This is a genomic window from Endozoicomonas sp. PH6C, from assembly GCF_059322965.1.
Map to the genome: position 1 here is coordinate 4,333,289 of NZ_CP185342.1, position 23,049 is coordinate 4,356,337.

The following is a 23,049-nucleotide window of genomic DNA, read 5'->3' on the forward strand; positions in this document are numbered from 1 at the left end:
ATTGCTATGAGTTACGGACTACCTCCAATCACCAACCCTGCGACCAGTGCGACACCGCAACTGCCACAGAATGCAGATTCTGTAACAACAGAACGTCGATTTACCTTAAACCCGGAAGCCGCTCCGTTTGTTCCTCGTAATCAGGGTGCTGATCAATGGAACACCCCCTCAAATATCAGACACCGACAAGCCACTGAACGCAAAACCGATGTACTTCAGAAGTTTCATCGATGGAGAGAGAAACCAACATACCCTGATGATACGGTAAAAAGGATAAATGACGCTTACGATGCACTGAAAACACAAAAATTCAGAAGTGCAGAAGTGGCATTTCAATCCATCTTATGCATAGACCAGGACGTACTGAGCCAATACGACTACCAAAAGATGCACATAGGGCTTGCCAGGTCTCTGAATGAACAAACCCGGGCTAAACAGGAAGAAGCATGTTCCCTTCTGAAAGAGCTCAGATCGAAGGCACCGCTCAATGAGTTCGGGGCCTCGATCATTCATAACCTTGACCTGACCCTGAGCCGAAGTGAACTGGCACTGGGACGATACCTTGATGCAGAAACACGACTTTTAAGAATGAGAAACAAAAAGCCCGATGCCGATGTGAAAGCACTGTGCGAGCCTTCTGACGATTTTGACGCTGATATGACTATTACACGAGTTTGGCAGCTTGTGGAAAAACACACGCTGACTGAAACACTCCTGCTAAATATGAAAACAAGGCTGACTGAAAAGCTGCAGCAGAAGCAATCCGCTGCTGCTGTTGAAAAACTGCATCAAAAACTCCGTACCGTAAATATTGTTTTGGTGCGAAAGTGGGAGCAGACGGGCCAATATAAATTGGCTGAAGAGCTGTTGCTGAACGTGAGTGGCAAGAACCCCAATAACAGTGAAGAAGAACTGTGTAAACCCTCTGGGCAGAACGACCTTGACCTGACCCTGGCGCGACTTTGGCAGACTGTCGGCAAACATAAACGAACTGAAAAACTGCTGCTGAACATGAGTAACAAGCCCCCTGATGCCAACGAGGAGACCCTTTGCACCCCCTGTGGGAATTATCTGACTGACCTGGCTCTGATGCGATATTGGGAGCAGGTGGGCAACAATCAATTGGCTGAAAAGCTGCTGCTGAAAATGAGTGGCAAGCATCCTGATGCCAGCGAGGAAGAACTTTGCAAGCCTTGCTGGCACCATGAGATTGATCTGACTCTGGTGCGATATTGGGAGGTTGTTGGCAAATATACACTCGCTGAAAAACTCCTGCTGAACATGACTGGCAAGCATCCCGGTGCCAGTATAGACAGCCTGTGCAGCCCCTGTGGGAACATGGAAATTGACCTGGCTCGGGTGAGACTCTGGCAAATGATGGGCAAATATCAATGGTCTGAACAGCTGATGCTGAAGATGATTGGCAAGCCCCCCGGAGCTATTGCGGAAGAGTTGTGCAAGCCATTCGGGCATCATAACATTGACCTGACCCGGGCACGACTCTGGCAGAATATGAACAAATTTGAACTGTCTGAAAGTCTGCTGCTGAACATGAGTGGCAAGCACCTCAATGCCGATGAAGACAGCCTGTTCAAACCTTCCGGGAATCAACAGATTGACCTGGCTTTGATAAGACTATGGACCGTTATGGGCAAATTTGAAGAGGCTGAAAGACTATCCAGGCGTTGCTGTGAGTTATATCATTCGGATGAATGTCAATTAACCCTGTTGGGCTTGTCTGCCGGGAAAGCGGGATTTCTGGAAATGATCAGCCGCTATCCGGAAAGTGCCAATACCTTGCTGGTTACCTCAATCCATTATTTCAGTCTGGCTTGTGAGCATATAACAAATGATGACCCAAAGGCAGGCAGCGATCACCTTATGAAGGCGCTTGAGATTGTTGAATCGGCACTGGAAAAATACCCTGTCAATTCGGGAGCTTATTCACAAAAAGGGCATTGTCTCAGAATGCTGGGTAGAAGTGAGCAAGAATGGAGGGAATGGTTTAACAGAGCAGAATCCCTTGACCCCGGACGGGCCTACAGGAGTAAAACTGATTTTTGGCGAGGCAACGAAGCCACTGCTCTTCAAAAGGTGCTGGCCTCACAGGTCAAATAGATATCAATGAACTTTCAGATCCGTTTGCTGTCCAAAGGCATAACTTTAAAAGTATGTTGTGTGACTTATGAGCTACGGATTAACAGCAACCACCGGCACCACGGCCAGTTCGACAATACAACCGCCAGGGTATCGTGCGTCAGGTTCACATCGGGATGCGACCGAAAAGAGCCAATCTTCCGCACGCACGAACGTTCCAACGTTTATTCCGCGTTGTCCGCATGCTCAACGTGGTCACCAATATCCTGACAGATCAAATATCAGGGACCGGCAAACAAAGGCAAGCCAAAACCCTTCACTACAAACGTTTCAGCAAAGCGATAGTGCGACACCACCCAAGAGTGCTAAAAAAGCAAAAATCAATGACGCCTTTAAAGAGCTGAGCAAACAAAAATTCAGCAATGCAGAAGAAGCATTTCGGACCATCTTGAAGGAAGACAAGAACAAACTGAGTGATCGCGAATGGAAAAACCTGACGATAGGACTTGCAAGGTCGCTCAAAGAGCAAACCCACGAAAAACAGAAAGAAGCCTGCTCTCTTCTGAAAGAGCTCAGGTTGAAGGGAAGGTTCACTGCGCACGGGGCTTCGACCATTCCTGATCTTGATCTGACCCTGAGTCTCTGTGAACAGGCACTTCTACAGTACGCTGATGCTGATGCACGACTTACAGCATTGAGAAACATCAAGCCGGATGCCGATGAGGAGACCCTGTGCAAGCCTTCTGACAATTTTAACGCTGACATCGCTAGTACACGACTATGGCAGCTTATGAAAAAACACACACTGGCTGAAACACTCCTGCTGAACATGGAAAAAAAGCTGATAACCGAGCTGAAGTGGAGACAATCCACTGTAACTTCCACTGAAACTACCGAAAGACTGGATAAATACCTCCATATCGTAAAAATTGCTCTGGTGCGACTCTGGCAGGGGAAAAGCCATTATGAAAAGGCTGAAGGTCTGCTGCTGAACATGAGTGGCAAACACCCCGGTGCCAGCGAAGAGGTGCTCTGCAAGCCTTGTGAAAATCGCAACGTGAATCTGACTCTGGCAATAGTCTGGCAGGAAATGGGCAAATATCAACTGGTTGAAAAGCTGCTTCTGAACATGAGCGGTAAGCCCCTCAATGCAAGCGAGGACATACTGTGCAAACCCTGCAGGCATCATGACATTAACATGGCTCTGGCTGTGCACTGGGTGGTGTCGGGCAAAAATCACCTGGCTGAAAAACTGCTATTGAACATGAGTAACAAGCCCTCCAATGCCGGTGACAGCATCCTGTGCAGACCCACTGGACAGCTTGATATTGATCTGACTCAGGCACGAAATTGGGAGGTAACAGGAAAACATCATCTGACTGAAAGACTGCTACTGAACCTGAGTGGCAAGGACCCCAAAGCCAGTGAATATCTCCTTTGCCAGGCTTGTGGGCATTACAAAATTGACATAACTCTGGCGTATCACTGGGAACATGGGGGCAAACACAGATTGGCCGAAAGGCTGCTGTTGAGTATGTGTGGCAGACACCCCAATAACCTTGAGGAAATTCTGTGCAAACCCTCCGGGCACTCTGAGATTGACCTGTCCCTGGTGATACTCTGGCAGGAGTCGGACCAACACGAACGGGCTGGAAAGCTGCTGCTGAACATGAGTAACAAGCATCCCGATGCCAGTGAGGATATTCTGTGCCAACCCTCTGGCCATCATGCTGTCGATCTGGCCCTGGTGAGATATTGGCAGACAACAAAAAAATATCATCTCGCTGAGAAGCTACTGCTGAACGTGAGTGGCAAGCATCCCGATGCCAGTGAGGACATTCTCTGCAAACCTTGCGGACGTCATGACATTGATCTGGCTCTGGTTCGCGTCTGGGAGATAATTGACAAACATCGGCTGGCAGAGAGGCTGATTAAAAATTGCAGTGAGTTATATCAATCCAAGGAGTGTCAGCTCACACTCCTGATCTCATCTTGCGAGCAACCGGGATTTATGGAACTGGTTAGCCGCTATCCGGAAGGTGAAAGTAGATTGCTGGCCACTTCAATCCATTATTTCACTCTGGCTTGTGGACAGATAACAAATGATGAACCGGAGTCAGGAAATAAAAACCTGAGTAAAGCCCTTGAGACTGTGGAATCACTCCTGGAAAAGTACCCCACCAGTGCAGCCGGTCTTTCACAAAAAGCGCATTGTCTCAGAATGATGGGTGCCACCGTTGAGGAATGGAAGAAATACTTCAAAAAAGCCACTTCCCTCGACATCAACCGTGGGCATGTGCGTAAAACTGAATTTTGGCGAAGAAACGAAGCTACTGCTCTTCAGAAGCTGCAGGGGCTCAAAGCGCAAATGGATCACAAGGAACTTTAATATCCGTTAACTGTCCAAGAGCCTAGTTTTCCCGGAAGTTTTGATTGCCATGAGTTACGGATTTACAGCAACAGCCAGCGCCACAAGCAATACGACATCACAACCGTCACAGAATCGTGCGACAGGTTCAGAGCATACCTCTAACCTTAACCCTGAAGCTCCAGTGTTCATTCCACGTGCTGAACGCGTTCAACGTATTGATGATCGTTCCAACAGGCTCCCAACTATTTCGGGCAGGCGGGTCACTGCAAACGAAACCTTTGCTCCCCGGACATTTCAACAAAGGAAGAATATCCGCCGTCCTGAAGCCATTAAGGAAGAGATTGATAACGCTTACAAGGCACTGATGAATAAAAAATTCATAGATGCAGAAGCAGCATTCCAGCTCATCCTGGACAAAAACGAGAGCATCTTAAGTAGATCCGAGCACCAGAACGTCGTCATTGGGCTTGCAAGGTCTCTAAAAGAGCAAACCTTCACAAAACAGAAAGAGGCTTGCTCTCGTCTGGAAGAACTCAGATCGAAAGCATCGCTCAATGACTTTGGGGCCTCGACCATTCATAACCTTGATCTGACCCTGAGCCGATGTGAAGAGGCGCTGGGACGCTACCCTGATGCTGAAATGCGACTTCAAGCGCTGAGAAACATCAAGCCCGATGCCGATAAAGAGACCCTCTGCAAGCCTTCTGGCAATTTTGACGCAGATATTGCCAATATACGACTATGGCAGCTTATGGAAAAACACACACAGTCTGAAAGACTCCTGCTGAAAATGGAAGAACAGCTGAAAAGCGAGCTGAAGCGGAGCCGATCCGCTGCAAATAAAAAAAGACTGCGTAAATATCTCCATATCGTAAAACTCGCTCTCGCACGACTCTGGCAGGCGATGAACAAATATGAACTGGCTGAAGATCTGTTGCTTAAGATGAGTAACAAACACCCCGGTGCCAGTGAGGAGACGCTATGCAGGCCTTGCAAAGATCACGACGTAAATCTGGCTCTGGCCAGACTCTGGCAGGACATGGGCAAATATCAACCGACTGAAAAGCTGCTGCTGAACATGAGTGGGAAGCTCCCTGAGGCAAGCGAGGACAGACTGTGCAAACCCTGCAGGCAACATGACATTAACATGGCTCTGGCTGTGCTCTGGGAGCTAATGGGAAAACCTCATCTGACTGAAATACTGCTACTGAACATGAGTAAAAAGCACCCCAAAGCCAGTGAATACCTCCTTTGCCAGGCTTGTGGGCATTACGAGACTGACATGACTCTGGCGCGACACTGGGAGCATGAGGGTCAATACAGATTGGCTGAGTGGCTGCTATTGAGCATGTGTGGCAAACACCCCAAAAACCTTGAGGAAATTCTGTGTAAAGCCTCCGGACACTCTGAGATTGACCTGACCCTGGCGCTACTCTGGCAGAAGATGGACAAATACGAACAGTCTGAAAAGCTGCTGCTAAGCATAAGTGGCAGGCATCCCGATGCCAGTGAAGATATTCTGTGCAAACCCTCTGGCCATCATGCTATTGATCTGACTCTGGTGAGATATTGGGAGATAGCGGACAAAAATCATCTGGCTGAGAAGCTGCTGCTGAACATGAGTGGCAAGCGTCCCGATGCTAGTGAAGACATTCTCTGCAAACCTTGCGGAAATCATGACATTGACCTGGCTCTGGTCCACCTCTGGGAGAAGATTGACAAACGTGGGCTGGCCAGGAGACTGATTGAGAACTGCTGTGAATTATATCATTCGAAAGATTGTCAATTTACACTCTTGATCTTCTCTTGCGGGCAACCAGGATTTATAGAAATGATTAGCCGTTATCCGGAGAATGACAATACATTGCTGGCCACCTCAATCCATTATTTCACTTTGGCTTGTGAGCAGATAATAAATGATGACCCGGAGTCAGGAAAAGAAAACCTGACTCTAGCCCTGGTGACTGTGGAATCACTGCTGGAAAAGTACCCCACCAGTGCGGGCGGTTTTTCGCAAAAAGCACATTGTCTCAGAATGATGGGCACCGATTCGCAGAAATGGCAGAAATATTTCAATAAAGCCAACTTCCTTGATCTGAGCCGGGCACGCAGAGATAAAACTAACTTATGGCGAAGCAGCGAAGCCGCTGCTCTTCAGAAGCTGCAGGGTCTGAAAGAGCAAATGGATCATAAGGAACTTTAATATCTGTTACTTGTCCAACAGCGTAGTTTTCCCTGGAAGTTTTGATTGCCATGAGTTACGGATTCATACCAACAGCCAGCGCCACAACCAATACGACATCGCAACCGTCACAGAATCCTGCGTCAGGTTCAGCGCATACATCTAGCCTTAACCCTGATGCGCCAGAGTTTATTCCACGTGCTGAACGAGCTCAACGTATTGATGGTCATTCGAACAGGCTCCCAACTATTTCAGGCAGGCAAGTCACTGCAGATGAAACCTTTGCTTCCCGGACATTTCAGCAAAGGACGAATGTTTCCTGTCCTGATGCCATTACAGAAGCGATCAACAAGGCTTTCGAAGCACTGACAAATAAAAAATTCATAGATGCAGAAGCAGCTTTCCGGCTCATCCTGGACAAAAACGAGAGCAGCTTAAGCAAATTGCAGCACCAGAGCCTGGTCATAGGGCTTGCAAGGTCTCTAAAAGAGCAAACCTACACAAAACAGAAAGAGGCCTGCTCTCGTCTGGAAGAACTCAGGTCGAAAGCACCGCTCAATGACTTCGGGGCCTCGACCATTCATAGCCTTGACCTGACCCTGAGCCTATGTGAAGAGGCGCTGGGGCAGTATATTGATGCTGAAAAACGACTTTTGAGACTGAGGAACAAAAAGCCTGATGCCGATGAGCAGTCCCTGTGCGAGCCTTCTGACAATTTTGGCGCTGATATGACTATTGGACGACTTTGGCAGTTGATGGAAAAGCACATGTCGGCTGAAACACTAGTGATGAAACTGAGAACAAAGCTGATTATCAGGTTGCAGTCGGCCTCATCCGCTGCCATTGTCAAGGCACTGCACAGAAACCTTCATACCGTAAATCTCTCTCTGGCAATACACTGGCAGGCGATGGGCAAATATAAATGGGCTGAAAGCACGCTGCTGAGCATGATTCGCAGGCATCCCGATGACAGTGAGGAGATCCTGTGCAGTTCCTCCGGAAAACGTGATATTGATCTGGCTCTGGCACGACTCTGGATAGCGATGGGTCAATATGAACGGTCTGAAAGACTGCTGCTGAACGTGATTGGCAAGCACCCTGATAACAGTGAGGAGATTCTGTACAAGCCCTCTGGAAGATATGATTATCATCTGACCCTGGCACGACTCTGGCAGACAATGGGCCAATATCAACGAGCCGAAAGGCTGCTGCTGAAGATGAGTGGCAAGCACCCTGATAACAGTGAGGAGATCCTGTGCAAGCCTTGTGGGAATCATGATATTGACCTGACGCTGGTGCGACACTGGCAGATTTCAGGCAAACATGAACTATCTGAGAGACTGCTGCTGTCCATGACTGGCATCAATCCCGATAACGACGAGGAGATCCTGTGCCAGCCTTGTGGGAATTACGAAGTTGACATAGCTCTGGTGCGACTCTGGAAAATAATGGATAAACATGAACTGTCTGAAAGACTGCTGCTGAGCATGATTAACAGGAGCCCCGATGACAGTGAGGAGATCCTGTGCAAGCCCTCTGGGAATAATAAGATTGACCTGACCCGAGTGCGACTCTGGCAGGAGATCGGCAAAACAAAACTGGCTGAAAAACTGCTGCTGAACATGACCGGCAAGCGCCCCGATGACAGTGAAGAGAATCTGTGCAAGATCTCTGGAAAATATGTTATTGATCTGGCTCTGGCGATACTCTGGCAGGTCATGGGCAACCATGAACAGAGTGAAAGACTGCTGCTGAATATGAGTGGCAAATCCACCAGAGACAGTGAGGACATCCTGTGCAAGCCTTCCGGGATTCAAGAGCTGGACATGGCTCTGGCACGAACCTGGCAGGCGCTTGGCAAATATGAATCGGAAGAAAAACTGCTTAGTCGTGGCTTCGCCTTGTATCGTTCGGATGAATTTGAATTAGCACTATTGTGTTTATCGATTGGACAATCAGTGTTTATGGAAAGGATGACCCGGTATCCGGACAGCGTCAATAAACTACTGGCAACTTCCTTACACTATTTCACTCTGGCTTGTCGGCAAATAATAAAGGATGGCCCAAAGTCAGGAGACGATAACCTTAACAAGGCTCTTGAGCATGTTGAATCAGCATTGGAGAAGTACCCTCCGAATGCTGGCGCTTTTTCGCAAAAAGCACACTGCCTGAGAATGATGGGTGCAGCAGAGCCTGTATGGCGGGAGCTGTTCCTAAAATCAAAATCCCTTGACCCCTTACGTGCAATGAAGAACAAAAACGACTGCTGGCGAAGCATGGAATCAGCTGCCCTTCAGAAAATAAAAAACCTCACAGACTAAATGGATCAAGATGAACTTTTATCTCCGTTAACTGTCCAAGAGCATAGTTTTTCAGTAGAGCTTGATTGCTATGAGTTACGGATTACCACCAGTCAGGAGCAGCGCAGCCCATTCGAGCGCTGCCGTTGGTTCGGCTGCTACCGCCAGTTCGACAACAACCTGTTCGATAACAAAAAGCAAATACACCTTAAACCCTGAAGCTTCAGTATTTATTCCGCATGCTCAGCGTGTTCATGAGCATTCGGTCAAACTTTCAGACATTAAAGACCGACAGGCAGCGGCATGCCAAACGCTTTTACCCCAGACACTTTCGCAATGGACGGAGCCAAAAGACTCTGCGGATATTAAAGGCAGAATCAATGATGCATTCAAAGAACTGACAAAACGAAAATTCATCGATGCAGAAACAGCATTCCGGAACATTTTAAACGAAAACCAGCAGATACTAAGTACATTTGACTACCAGAACGCTACCATAGGGCTTGCAAGGTCGCTAAAAGAGCAAACCCGAAAAAAGCAGCTGGAAGCCTGCTCTCTTCTGGAAAAACTCAGGTTGACTGGATCGTTTACCGAGTTCAGGGCTTCGACCATCCATCACCTTGATCTGACACTGAGCCGATGTGAACAGGTACTGGGAAAATACCTTGAAGCTGAAACACGACTTATAGCGCTGAGGAACCTGAAGTCCGATGCCGATGTTCAGGCACTGTGCACGCCTTCTGGCAATTTTGACGCAGATATTACTAATGCCCGACTGTGGCAGTTGATGAAAAAAAACACGCTGACTGAAGCACTTCTGATGAACATGGGAAAAGCACTGTTTACAGAGCTGCATTCAAACCGGTCCGCTGTCACTTCACAAAAACGGCACAGCTATCTCCATACCGTAAACCTGGCTCTGGCTCGAAACTGGCAATTGACGGGTAAATATGAATGGGCTGAAAACCTGCTGCTTAGCATGATTGTTAAACATCCCAATGCCAGTGAGGAGTTACTGTGCAGCCCCTCTGAGCATCGTGACATTGACCTGGCTCTGGCGCGCGTCTGGCAGATGATGGGCAAATCTGAACGCACTGAAAGACTGCTGCTGAACATGAGTGGCAAGCACCCTGATGGCAGCGAAGAAAGCCTGTGTAAGCCCTGTCCACAGCATGAGATTAATTTGGCTCTGGCAATACTCTGGCAAGAGATGGGCAAACATGAAATGACCGGAAAGTTGCTGCTGAACATGAGCAACAAGCATCCCGATGACAGTGAAGAAAACCTCTGCAAACCTTGTGCGCATCATAACACTGACCTCGCTCTGGCAAGACACTGGGAGGTAATAGGCAAACATACACTGACTGAAAAGCTGCTGCTGAACATCAGTGGCAGGGACCCCCATGATAGTGAAGACATCCTGTGCAAGCCCTCTGGGCAACATGACATTGACCTGGCCCTGGCATGCATCTGGCAGGTGACGGGCAAAAATGAACTGGCTGAAAGACTGCTCTGGCGTTGCAGCAAATTTTATCATTCGGATGAATTTCAATTATCTCTGTTATGTCTGTACGCCGGGCAAACAGGATTTATGGAGATGATTAGCCATTATCCTGAAAGTGCCAACACATTGCTGGTAACCTCGGTCCATTATTTCAATCTGGCTTGTGAACAGATCATCAATGATGACCTGAAGTCAGGAAAGGATAATCTCAATAAAGCTCTTCAATATGTTGAATCAGTTTTGGAGAAGTACCCCCTGAATGCAAGCGCTCATTCACAAAAAGCCCACTGTCTCAGAATGATGGGCGCCAGTGAGGAGGTCTGGCGGGCCTGTTTCAATAAAGCCAGCTTACTTGACTCCAGCCGGACACATAAGAATAAAAATACGTCCTGGCAAAGCTGCGAATCTGCTGCTCTTCAGAAGGTGTTAAGCCACAAAGAACAAGTAAATAAACATGAACCTTTATGCCCATCAGATTCAGAGGCATAGCCAGAGAGATTAGATTGCTATGAATTACGGATTACCACCAACAATCAGCACTGCGACCGGAACAATATCGCAACCTTTACAGCATCGTGCCTCAGGTTCTGACCATAATGCAACAAAGCGTCCATCTGCCATAGACCCGAAAGCTTTAGTGTTTAATCAACCTGCTCAGTGTGCCTGGGAACATTGGAACAGACCCTCCAATATCAGGAACCGGCAAACAACTGTATTCCAATCGCGCTTTCCCCGGGAGTTTCAAACAAGGGCGAATGCCCGTTGTCCTGAAGCTATTCAAAAACAGATCGATAGCGCTTTCGATGAACTAATAAAAGAAAAAAATTTTATCAATGTTGAAAGAATGTTCCGAAGGATCATACAAAATGGCAGGGCCGTACTGGGTGAATTCCACTACCAAAGCTCAGTCATAGGGCTTGCAAGATCGTTGAAAGAACAAACCTACGAAAAGCTGAAAGAGGCCTGTTATCTTCTGGAAGAACTCAGATTGACCGGAACCTTCACTGAGTACGGGGCGTCAACCATTCATAACCTTGATCTAACCCTGAGCCGCTGTGAACAGCTACTTGGAAGAAACCTCCACGCTGAAGCACGACTTTTAGCTCTCAGTAACAAAAAGCCCAATGCTAATGTGCAGACGCTGTGCAAACCTTCCCGCAATTACGAAGTTGATATTTGCCTGACCAGGCAGTGGCAGCTGTTGTACAAATATGAGCTGGTTGAACCGCTACTTCAGAACTTAAAGTCAGAGCTGACTGAAAAGCTGCGGTTATCGACGTTTCCTCGCACCATAAAGAAACTAAGTAAATACCTTCATACCGTCAATATTTCTCTGGTAAGACTCTGGCAGTGTAAGGGTGAGCATAAACCGGCTGAAAGTCTGCTGCTGCAAATGAGTGGCAAGCCCCTCAATGCCTCTGAGGAAATCCTTTGTACTCCCTGTGAGCACCATGACATTAACCTTTGCCTGTCGCGACACTGGCAGATAATGGGCAAACATCAATTGACTGAAAAGCTGCTGTTAAACATGAGCAACAAACGCCCCGATGACACCGAGGATGCCCTGTGTAAGCCCTGTGCTTATCATGATGTCAACCTCTGTCTGGCGCGGCACTGGCAGCTGATGGGCAAATATAAAATGACTGAAAGACTCCTGCTGAACATGAGTGGCAAGCATCCTGATGCCAGTGTCGAGGCCCTCTGCAAGCTCTGTGGGAATTATGACACTGACCTGACTCTGGTGCGACACTGGCAGGTAATGGAGAAGCATGAACTGGCTGAAAGACTGCTGCTGAATATGAGCGGCAAGCACCCCAATGCCAGTGAGCTGTCTCTGTGCCTGCCCTGCGGGCACCACGAAATTGACCTGACTCTGGTACGACTCTGGCAGGGAAAAAGCAAATTTGCGTGGGCTGAAAGGCTGCTGCTGAACATGACTGGCAAGCACCCTGATGCCGGTGAAGAAGTCCTTTGCAAGCCCTTTGGGCATTATGAAATTGACCTGGCTCTGGTGCGACTCTGGCAGTCGCTTGGCAAATATGAACTGGCTGAAAGACTGCTGCTGAACATGACTGGCAAACACCCCGATAATAGTGAAGAGAGCCTGTGGCAACCTTCCGGGCATCATGACATTGACCTGGCTCTGGTGCGACTCTGGCAAACGGCTGGCAAAACGGAACCGGCTATAAGACTGCTTCAGCATTGCTATACAAGATATCGTTCGGATGAATGTGAATCGGCACTGTTTAAATTATTCATTGGGCAAGCAGGGTTTATGGAAATGATTGCCGGGTATCCGAAAAGTGCCAACACATTGCTGGCGACCTCGATCCACTATTATACTCTGGCTTGTAAGCAGATAAGCAAAGATGGCGCGGCGGCAGGAAAAGATAACCTTAACAAGGCGCTTGAGTTTGTGGAATCCGTCATAAAAAATTACCCTCCAAATGCTGGAGCTTATTCGCAAAAAGCCCATTGTCTCAGGATGATGGGCGCCAGTGATCAAGAATGGAATAAATGGTTCTCAAGAACACGATCTGTCGACCCCTTCCGTGTACCGACAGAAAAAAACGAATACTGGCGATGCATCGAATTTGATGCCCTTGACAAGGTACGAGCTTCCAAAGAGTAACCAAGACTGAACAGCCTCCTTCGCGGAAATAACGACCTCCTACTCTTTAGCACATAGCGGTAGTTTGCATTTTGTGGTGCGCAATATTGCTCGTGAAGAAATAGAAGCTCTTGGGTTTTAATCCTTTAGATGAAAAACATAACGTAAGTACTTACTGATTACGAGAGCCTTATCTATTTTGAGCAGCAACATTAATAGTAATTCTACGTAGTGTCATCCGGTTTTTGCGCATATACTCTATTGCCTCCCGGAATCGTGTACCTTTACGTCTGGAGTGCCACCGGAAGATACGACCAGTGCATTTAGCATGTAACCATGCGCCTACCAAAAAGCAAGAGTAAAACGATGGATTTCAGACTGCCCAACCACCATTTCCTGAAACTGCTTGATTTCACTAAAGAGGATATTGCTTCGCTGCTCGATCTGTCAGCGCAGCTGAAGCAGGCCAAAAAAAGCGGTAACGAGCCCCGTTTTCTTGAGGGTCGCAACATCGCATTGATTTTTGAAAAAGCGTCCACCCGAACCCGCTGTGCCTTTGAAGTAGCCAGCTTTGATCAGGGTGCCAATGTGACTTACATTTCCGGTGGCTCACAGATGGGCAGTAAAGAATCTGTGAAAGACACTGCCAGGGTTCTGGGAAGAATGTACGACGGCATTGAGTTTCGTGGCCACTCCCAGCAGCATGTTGAAGAACTGGCAGAATACTCAGGCGTCCCGGTTTGGAATGGCCTGACCGATGACTGGCACCCGACTCAGATTCTGGCAGATTTTCTGACCATGCTGGAACATGGCAAAGGGCGCCCCCTGAACAAACTTAAGCTTTGTTATGCAGGCGATGGCCGGAATAATGTGGCGAACTCACTTCTGGTAGGTTGTGCCAAAATGGGCGTTGACTTCAGAATTGCCGCACCAGAAGGTTATACCCCTGCCCAGGAACTGCTCGAACGCTGCCAGCCATTAGCAGAAAAATCAGGAGCCAGAATCACCGTCACACAGTCCGTAGAAGAAGCGGTGCATGAATGTGACTTTATCTATACCGATGTCTGGGTCTCCATGGGTGAACCGGTAGCGGCCTGGGATGAGCGTGTACGTCTGATGACGCCCTATCAGGTAAATGCCTCTATGCTTGAAAAAACGGGCAATCCTGACGCCCGATTCCTGCATTGCCTGCCCGCTTTTCATAACGATGAAACGACTATTGGCCTTGAGATTGCCAGTAAATACGGCATGTCGGGCCTGGAAGTAACGGAAGATGTTTTTGAGTCTGAACACTCCATCGTTTTTGATCAGGCAGAAAACCGTATGCACACCATCAAGGCCGTTATGGTGGCTACACTGGGAGCCTGACCGGTCAGAGCAAAACGACGGTAATCGAAGAGAGATATTTATTGTGCCAAGAGTGAACCTGACAAAGTCTCGAGACTGAAACGTCCGGAATTGTCTACTATTGAGTAAATTTTGCAATGCAACCCGGCTGCTGCAGAGACTGCGGAGCTATCACTCCAAAACCTTCTGCAGCCCGGTAATATCTGATCGCCAGCCCCTCAAGTTTATAGGCGACAGATAACTTATGATTAACCAGAGGCCCTTTGATCCTGACCTGAACCGCCATGACCATGAGTTTCTTTTTTTAGGTTAAGAGAGGCACATGGTGATTAAGTTCCGGCTTTCCGGTCAATCGTCCCGATTTTTCAGTTCCCAAGCCGTATAGAGGAGCAGAAATGCCCCAGAGTCTATTGCGATACACCAACATTCTCAGCATTGTTGGTGACTTGATTCGCGTTCAAGTGCCTAACCTGACGGCAGGCAATGCCCGGGCCAGCTATGGCGATCTGGCGATGATCGAACAAAACGGACAGGTTTATTCCCTGGCCCAGATCATCAAGATTGATCACGAAGAAGTTTCCCTGCAGGTATTTGCCGGCACCAAGGGCCTCTCTACTGATGCCTCCGTCTGCTTCCTGGGCGAGCCTATGAAGGCCACCTATTCTCCCAACATCCTGGGCCGCATTTTTAACGGTGCCGGTGAACCTATTGATGGTGGTCCGGCTCTGGAGCAAGACCCCAAGGTTGAAATTGACGGCCCGTCGGTAAACCCAGTCCGTCGTGTACTGGCGTCAAGAATGGTACGAACCAATGTTCCAATGATTGACGTATTCAACACCCTGGTTGAATCACAGAAGATCCCCATTTTCTCGGTGGCCGGTGAACCTTACAACCGGTTCCTCGCCCGTATTGCCATTCAGGCTGAAGCTGACGTGGTCGTGTTTGCTGGCATGGGCCTGATCTTCGACGATTACCACTTCTTCCGTACAACCTTTGAAGAAGCTGGTGTATCTTCCCGTACCGTCATGTTTACCAACCAGGCCTCTGATCCGACCGTTGAACGTCTTCTGACGCCTGATATGGCGCTGGCAGTGGCAGAGCACTTTGCCGTGAACGAAAGCAAGAAGGTTCTGGTTCTGCTAACCGATATGACCTCCTACGCTGACGCCATGAAAGAGATCGGCGTAGCAATGGACAAGATCCCGGCTAACCGGGGTTACATGGGTGACCTCTACTCCCAGCTGGCCAAGCGTTATGAAAAAGCCTGTGATTACAAGGGTGCAGGCTCTGTCACCATCCTCGCGGTAACCACCATGCCGGGCAACGATGTCACTCACCCGGTGCCGGATAACACCGGTTACATCACCGAAGGTCAGTTCTACCTGCACAATGGCGTCATTGATCCATTCGGTTCTCTGTCCCGTTTGAAACAGATGATTCAGGGCAAAGAAACCCGCGACGACCATGCTCACATCATGAACACCATGATCCGTTTCTACTCCGACTCTGTGAATGCCCAGCAGAAACAGGCCATGGCCTTTGAATTGTCCAGCTACGACCTGAAAGCGATCGCCTTCGGTGAAAAATTCAAAAGTCGCTTCATGGTTCTTGAAGCCCGGATGGGTCTGGAAGAAGCCCTGGATCTTTGCTGGCAGACACTGGCTGAATGTTTTGAACCCGAAGAAACCCTGCTCAAACAGAGCCTGCTGGACAAGTACTGGCCTGGTCTTGACGAAGCCAGAGAATCCGCCGGGGCCACTGAAAAGTCTGGCTCGGAAACAGCTGCGACAGAGGCTTAAACCATGGCCAAGGTAGCCCTCAATAAAAGCTCGCTGAACAAAGAAAAACGCAGCCTCAAAACCTACAACCGTTATCTGCCGGCACTGGAATTGAAGCGCCAACAGTTGATGGTTGAACGGAAAAAGGCTGAAGAGGCGCTGGCAGAAACCCGGTCTCATCTGGCGGACGTTGAGCGTCTGGTCAGGGAACAGCTCCCGATGCTGGCCCGGGAAGATGTGCCTCTGGAAGGATTGGTCAAGGTAACCAGAGTCAAATTGATCGATGAGAATATCGTGGGTACGGCAGTACCCAGGGTAGAGAACATCGCCATTAGCCTGAAAGCCTACAGTGACCTGGCCAAGCCAGTCTGGGTCGACTTTCTGGTTGAACTGCTTCAGCAGATGGTGCGTCTACGCATTGAGTACCAGGTGCGCGAGCTGCGTCATAAAGAGCTCGACAAGGCCACCCGGACAACATCCCAAAGGGTAAATCTGTTTTCCAAGGTACTGATTCCGCAAACCCGCAAGAGTATCCAGAAAATCCAGATCTACCTGTCTGACCAGGATCGTGCCAACGTCATGAACGCCAAGCTCTCCAAGGGTAAAGTGCTGGCTCAGGAAGCCAGGTTGGCCAGAGCCCGTGAACTGGAATCACTGGAGGCAGACGTCAATGGCCATTAAACGGCTGAATAAAATTACCCTATACGGGCCCGGAGAAGACAAAAGCCGGATTCTTCAGGGACTCCAGACTCTGGGATGCATGCACCTGATTCCACTGTCCGATAACAACGTGGATCAGAGCCTGCGCATGCAACCGGCACAGGCCAGTGAAGCTATAGCCTGGCTGGAGCGCTCACCACGAACACGTCGACAGCTCAAAGACAAAAACCATGTCTGCATTGATCAGGTCGTTGCCGAGGTTCTGGACAACAAGACCTCTGTTCGGGAAGTGTCCGATGCCCGTGACAAACTGGTTGAGCGAATCCGTGAAGTTCGTCAGTGGGGAGAGTTCAGCTTGCCCAGCCTGTCCGACCTGAATGGCCAGCGCTTCTGGTTTTATGTCGTTCCTTTGGGTGAAATGGAGGCTCTCTCCGAAGTCCTGAAGGAAGATGACCTGCCCTGGGAGGAAATTCACAGGGACCATCGCCAGGCCTATGTGATTGTCATTTCTACCAGTGAACCGGCAGAAGACCTGCTGCCAGTACCACGCTCCCATGTAGGTATGGTGCCTCTTTCCAGACTTGAAACGGAACTGGAAGAGTCTGAGCATCTGCTGGAAGAACTGCTGGCAGAGCGTGAAGCTCTGACCCGCTGGCACTATCTGCTGGGTCAGACGGTGGCAGCCAGATTGGACCAGGCTGCCCTGGAAGAAGCCAGCAGTGGCACTCAGGATGAGGGAACTTTCTTCCTGGTTCAGGGCTGGGTAGCGGTATCGGAGAAAAAAGCGGTGGAGGCTTTTTGTCTGGAAAACGGCGTTGCGGCGATCTTCGAGGAGCCCTCTGAAGAAGACAATCCGCCTACCCTGCTGGCAAAATCCGACAGCATTGGCGGTGGCTCAGATGCATTGGGCTTCTTCCAGACACCCAACTATCGTACCTGGGACCCGGGCAATCTGGTCTTTTACTCGTTTTCACTGTTCTTCGCCATGATCATGAGTGACGCCATGTACAGCCTGCTGTTTGGTGGCATCGTGTTCATGTTCCGCAAGAACCTGAAAAAAACCGAGGCCGGTTCACGCCTGATGAATCTGGCTTACTTCATGTCAGCGGCCGGCGTTGTCTGGGGTGTTCTGATTGGCAGTTACTTTGGTGTGGCACCAGAATCGGGGGGGATTCTCGGTCATCTGGCCGTCATCAACCTGAACAACTACAGCGCCATGATGAAACTGTCGGTCTTTGTCGGTGTGACACATTTGATCATTGCCAACATCATGACGGCAGTGGTCAACCGGGGTAGCAGTCATGCGCTCGCCCCGGTTGGCTGGGCAATTATTATGGCCTCGGGTTTGTCAATGTGGCTGGGCACGACTGGTACTCTGCCGACTGTTTTTGCCGACAAGGTTGGACCTGCCGGGCTGATCACAGGTGCTTTACTGGTGTTCCTGTTTACCAGCACCCGTCCGGTTCGCTCCATCGGCAGTCTTTGCCTCAGAGGTCTGGACGGCCTGAAAGGTATTTATAACATCACCTCCGCTTTCGGTGACGTGCTGAGTTACATGCGTCTGTTTGCCCTGGGTCTTTCCGGTGCCTCCCTGGCAATGACCTTCAACACCCTGGCTATGGACGCCCTGGATTCCAGTCCGGTCATTGGCGTGCTGTTCAGCGGCCTGATTCTGCTGCTGGGACACATACTCAACTTTGCCCTTTGCATCATGAGCGGTGTCGTACATGGCATGCGTCTCAACGTGATTGAATTCGTTAACTGGGGACTGTCCGACGAGGGCTACCCATTCAAATCTTTTAGAAAACAAGAGGATTAAACATGGAAAATCTGATCTTGGCCCTGGGCTGGATAGGCGTATTTGCACCGGTTGCACTGGGGGCAGTGGGTTCAGCCATTGGCTGTTCAGTCGCTGGTCAGGCGGCCTGTGGTGCCATGCTGGATGTTGAAAGTGGCTACGGTAAATTTATCGGCCTGTCGGCAATGCCTTCATCACAGGTTATATACGGCATTGTAATCATGTTCACCCTCAGCGGTATCGGTGTTTCCGATAACAGCGCCCCGGGCCTGCTGGGTATTGGTCTGCTGACCGGTATTGCCCTGATGTACTCTGCTATCTACCAGGGTCAGGCAGTTGCCGCTTGTATCAATGCCTCCAAGAACAAACCGGAAGTCTTTGGCCTTTCCATTGCGCCTGCTGCAATTGTTGAGGGCTTTTCGGTATTCGCATTCGTATTTGCTCTGGTGCTGGGTCAGCAGATCACGGCCTGATCAGAAGACTGTGAACAATTGACGGTGGACTGTTAACCAGAGGAATAAATTATGACAGCAGCAATGAATCCTGGCGGCCAGAACGTCTCTGTTGGCGTCCAGGAGCTGATCGAAAAACTGCGCAATCAGGGCGTACAGGACGGTCGTGAGCGGGCTGACCGGATTGTCAGCGAGGCCCAGAGCCATGCCGCCGAGCTGGTCCGGGAAGCTCAGGCGAAAGCCGACATGATTGTCAGCAAAGCCCGTGAAGAGGCGGACTTTATCACCCAATCCGGTCAGGAAGCCCTGCAACTCGCGGAGCGTAATGCCGTTCTGGAGCTGAAAGATTACCTGTTGGAAAAATTCTCCGGACAGATCAGCGCCCTGGTCAGCGGCTCCCTCGAGAAAGAAGAAGTGCTCAAGCAGATGATTCTTGAAGTGGCGGGCGAAAATAACCTGCATGGCGAGAAAAACCTCGAAGTGGTCCTGCCTCGCAAGGTCATTGGTCTTGATGAGCTGCGCAAAAACCCGGACCTGGTTAAAAAAGGTCCTCTGTTGGACTTCGTCACTGGTCAGGCTGCTGAAATGCTTCAGGAGGGGGTGACTTTCTCGGTAGGCAAGACCAGTCAGAGCGGTATCAAATTCCGTCTTCAGGACAAGGAGATCGAAGTAGAACTGAGTGACCAAACCGTCACTGCTGTCTTACTGAGGCACCTTCAGCCTCGTTTCCGGGCGCTGCTGGAAGGTATCGTCAAATAATGAGTTAAGAGTCGGAAGTTGACAGTCAAGACTGAAAACGCCGGACTTTTTGGGAGCATGAAATGGCAGAAAACGCCTATTACACCCTGGTGACTTCGCTGCCTCACATCGATTCACTGTTTGACAGCAAGATCACTCCGATCTCCCGTCTGCAACTGGATCGACGCCTCTCCATGTTGAATCAGGAAGACAAGGATACCCTGATCAAGGTCGAGCAGCTTATGCACTGGAGCCACCTGGGTGAAGATGTAGACGAGGCAGCCCTGATCAAGCTGGCTGCCCGTCTGCATGGAGAACTTCCCAGCCAGACTCTGCGTGATCTGATCAACTGGCGGCTGGACATGAGAACGGTCATGGCAGCACTGCGTCGTAAAATGCAGGGCAAGCAGGCACCGGGCGATCCTCAGTGGAGCTTCGGTACCCGCTATGCTTACATTCGCCGCAACTGGAGCAACCCGACACTAGGCCTTCAGCATGCCTTCCCATGGATTCCACAGGCTATTGATTGCCTGAACAAGCAGGACTATCTGACACTGGAGAAAACCCTGCTGGAAGCCGTGTGGCGCCGACTGGACGACGCTGGCAGACAACACAGCTTCGACTTTGAAGCGGTTGTGATCTATCTTCTGCGCTGGAACCTGGTCGCCCGCTGGACAGCCTACGACGGTGACCAGGCAGTGGAACGTTTTAACGAATTGACCGACCTGGCGCTGGGCGAATTTGTCCACCCACTATCTGGAACCAGTACCTGGGGGACAGCCTGATATAAGCAGCCATGAAAAGATACAGCATCCCTCTGATGCCTGAGGACTCTATCGTCATGGCAAGCAGTAAACAGCTTTTGGAAAACGCCAATGAGTGAACAGACAAACACAGAACCGGAACAGCAGGCACTGGCCCAAGGAGCCTCTGCCCAAGTCGTTGCCGTAATGGGTGATATCATCACCATCAAGAGTCTGGGCAGTAAGCCACTGACCAAAAACGAAGTCGTCTATGTGATGCCCGGCCGTCGTTCCAATGAACAGGTTGAAGAGCAACTGATGGCGGAAGTCCTGAGGGTTCGCGGTGATATCGCAGATATTCAGGTTTACGAAGACACCCGGGGTGTCGCGGTAGGTGATGCTATCATCCAAACGGGGCAGCTGCTCTCACTGGAATTGGGTCCCGGCATTCTTTCCATGATCTACGATGGTCTGCAGAACCCTCTGGAAAGACTGGCGTCTCTGCACGGCAAGTTCTTGCAGCGTGGTGTTCAGATTGATGCGCTTGATCGCAGTCAGACATGGGCATTCACAGCTGTGGCCAAGATTGGCGACAAACTTCACGCGGGTGAAACCTTTGGTACGGTCCCGGAAGGTCGCTTTACCCACAAAATCATGATTCCTTTCAACACCGAAGGTGAAGTGGAAGTGATCTGGATTCAGGAAGGCTCCTTCAGCGTTGATACCGTTGTTGCCAAAGTGCGCAATCAGATGGGAGACGAGGTTGCCCTGACCATGGTTCAAAAGTGGCCAGTGCGTCACTCCATTTCTGAAACCCTGTCCAGAAAAGGTAAAACTGAACGTCAGTATCCTGATACTCCCCTGGTCACCACCCAGAGAATCGTGGACACTTTCTTCCCCATTGCCCGTGGTGGCACCGGTTGTATCCCCGGTCCATTCGGTTCCGGAAAAACGGTACTCCAGCACTCTTTCTCCCGTTACTGCGATGCCGACATCGTCATTGTAACAGCCTGTGGTGAACGTGCCGGTGAGGTGGTGGAAACCATTGAAGAATTCCCGCACCTGCAAGATCCAACAACAGGCGGCTCTCTCATCGACCGCACCGTCATCATCTGTAATACCTCATCCATGCCGGTAGCTGCCCGTGAGGCTTCTATCTACACGGGTCTGACACTGGGTGAGTACTATCGTCAGATGGGATACAACGTCCTCGCTCTGGCAGACTCAACTTCCCGCTGGGCCCAGGCCATGCGTGAGACCTCCAACCGTCTGGAAGAAATTCCGGGTGAAGAAGGCTTCCCTGCTTACATGGACTCCGCCATTAAAGGTGTATACGAGCGTTGTGGTGTGATTCGTAACGAAGAAGGAGACGAAGGTTCCCTGACTCTGGTAGGCTCCGTATCTCCTGCCGGTGGTAACTTCGAGGAGCCTGTCACCCAGGCCACTCTGAGTACGGTCAAAACTTTTCTGGGGCTGTCGTACGACCGCGCCTACAAGCGTTTCTACCCTGCCATAGATCCACTGATCTCCTGGTCCCGTTATCTTGATCAGTTGTCCGATTGGTACAGCAAAAACCTGTCCCCTGACTGGGTCGATACCGTCAAGGCAATGCAGGCTCTGCTTGTCAAAGGTGACAGCATTAACCAGATGATGCAGGTGACCGGTGAAGAAGGTATTACTCTGGAAGATTACGTTACTTTCCAGAAGTCTTTCTTCCTGGATATGGTTTACCTCCAGCAGGACGCCTTTGATGACGTCGACAGCAGTTGCCCACTGAGTCGCCAGCAGGCCTGCTTCGAGCTGGTTGTGAGCCTGATCAGTCAGCAGTACGCCTTCAAGGATAAAGAAGTTGCCCGTGACTACTTCGTCAAGCTGACCGGCCTGCTCAAGAACCTGAACTATTCACACGACGGTTCCCCTGAATACAACGGCTATCTGCAGAAGATCGAAGAGTTAAGGAGTCAGTACATTAGTACCGCAGCCGCAGCCTGATTCTGAGTGGCTCACCAGTTAGGCTGAGGCTACCGCCTCAGCCCACTTTCCCTTTTGACACTTTCCCTTTTGACACCCACCAGACGACGGGGATTACTGTTAGTCACCTGACAGGTTCCTGTTTCGCAGTTCGTTGCTCAGAGAACACAACAAACTGTGACTGGCTCCCATCAGACCTTCCCAATAATGATCTTCTGAAACAGCTGAAACAGGTCTCATATCTTTACCTGCTCATTGGCCAGAATTTGGATATTTAGACACTTGAACTTGCAGCTCTCCATTTAACTGCTAAAAGTTTTGGGTACTTACAAATTCTCTCAACCGCTTACCGGGACAGCCATGAGCGATTAACAGCCATGAGCGATTAACAGCCATACGCGATTAACAGCCATGAGCTACTGACTGGAATCTGCATCCTTGGCTGGTATGGAAATCACTTTTCGCAGTATCAGAACTACTCCGCTCTGAGGTATTAG

The 23,049-nt window shown here is 49.8% G+C and carries 14 protein-coding genes; all 14 read left to right on the top strand.

What is annotated here, in order from left to right; genetic code table 11:
- Positions 1–6 precede the first annotated feature (6 nt).
- The 14 genes from ACOMG9_RS16820 to ACOMG9_RS16885 all read left to right on the top strand — a co-directional run bounded on the left by ACOMG9_RS16820 (position 7) and on the right by ACOMG9_RS16885 (position 22,573).
- The gene (locus ACOMG9_RS16820) at positions 7–2,118 is read left to right on the top strand and encodes a hypothetical protein (RefSeq protein WP_494529136.1); all 2,112 of its coding nucleotides are present in this window, start codon (positions 7–9) and stop codon (positions 2,116–2,118) included.
- A gap of 67 nt (positions 2,119–2,185) precedes the next feature.
- Positions 2,186–4,486, top strand: a complete 2,301-nt coding sequence (locus ACOMG9_RS16825; protein ID WP_448217734.1) for a hypothetical protein — start codon at positions 2,186–2,188, stop codon at positions 4,484–4,486.
- Between the two features lie 49 nt (positions 4,487–4,535).
- Positions 4,536–6,671 (top strand): hypothetical protein, encoded by a 2,136-nt coding sequence (locus ACOMG9_RS16830; RefSeq protein WP_448217735.1) that lies wholly within the window; start codon positions 4,536–4,538, stop codon positions 6,669–6,671.
- 50 nt (positions 6,672–6,721) lie between these two features.
- On the top strand, positions 6,722–8,971 hold the full coding sequence (locus ACOMG9_RS16835) for a tetratricopeptide repeat protein (protein ID WP_494529137.1): 2,250 nt from the start codon (positions 6,722–6,724) through the stop codon (positions 8,969–8,971).
- A gap of 70 nt (positions 8,972–9,041) precedes the next feature.
- On the top strand, positions 9,042–10,943 hold the full coding sequence (locus tag ACOMG9_RS16840) for a hypothetical protein (protein ID WP_494529138.1): 1,902 nt from the start codon (positions 9,042–9,044) through the stop codon (positions 10,941–10,943).
- 19 nt (positions 10,944–10,962) lie between these two features.
- Complete coding sequence (locus ACOMG9_RS16845; RefSeq protein ID WP_448217738.1) at positions 10,963–13,086, top strand: hypothetical protein; 2,124 nt, start codon at positions 10,963–10,965, stop codon at positions 13,084–13,086.
- A gap of 345 nt (positions 13,087–13,431) precedes the next feature.
- Positions 13,432–14,433 (top strand): ornithine carbamoyltransferase, encoded by a 1,002-nt coding sequence (gene argF, locus ACOMG9_RS16850; RefSeq protein WP_422451438.1) that lies wholly within the window; start codon positions 13,432–13,434, stop codon positions 14,431–14,433.
- A 374-nt stretch (positions 14,434–14,807) separates the two neighbouring features.
- Positions 14,808–16,211, top strand: coding sequence for a V-type ATP synthase subunit B (locus ACOMG9_RS16855; RefSeq protein ID WP_422134599.1), 1,404 nt, complete (start codon positions 14,808–14,810; stop codon positions 16,209–16,211).
- Positions 16,212–16,214: 3 nt separating this feature from the next.
- Positions 16,215–16,871, top strand: coding sequence for a V-type ATP synthase subunit D (locus ACOMG9_RS16860; protein WP_422451436.1), 657 nt, complete (start codon positions 16,215–16,217; stop codon positions 16,869–16,871).
- Positions 16,861–18,669, top strand: a complete 1,809-nt coding sequence (locus tag ACOMG9_RS16865) for a V-type ATP synthase subunit I (RefSeq protein ID WP_448217739.1) — start codon at positions 16,861–16,863, stop codon at positions 18,667–18,669. Before ACOMG9_RS16860 ends, ACOMG9_RS16865 begins: the two co-directional genes overlap by 11 nt.
- A 2-nt stretch (positions 18,670–18,671) precedes the next feature.
- Positions 18,672–19,121 carry an ATP synthase subunit C gene (locus ACOMG9_RS16870; protein ID WP_317145793.1) on the top strand — a complete coding sequence of 150 codons (450 nt, stop codon included), beginning with the start codon at positions 18,672–18,674 and terminating at the stop codon, positions 19,119–19,121.
- Between the two features lie 51 nt (positions 19,122–19,172).
- A complete protein-coding gene (locus tag ACOMG9_RS16875; protein ID WP_422134602.1) occupies positions 19,173–19,859 on the top strand; it encodes an ATPase in 687 nt (228 codons plus the stop codon).
- A gap of 62 nt (positions 19,860–19,921) precedes the next feature.
- Positions 19,922–20,623 (top strand): DUF2764 family protein, encoded by a 702-nt coding sequence (locus ACOMG9_RS16880; protein ID WP_422134603.1) that lies wholly within the window; start codon positions 19,922–19,924, stop codon positions 20,621–20,623.
- 90 nt (positions 20,624–20,713) lie between these two features.
- The gene (locus ACOMG9_RS16885; RefSeq protein ID WP_494529139.1) at positions 20,714–22,573 is read left to right on the top strand and encodes a V-type ATP synthase subunit A; all 1,860 of its coding nucleotides are present in this window, start codon (positions 20,714–20,716) and stop codon (positions 22,571–22,573) included.
- The last annotated feature ends 476 nt before the right edge of the window (positions 22,574–23,049 follow it).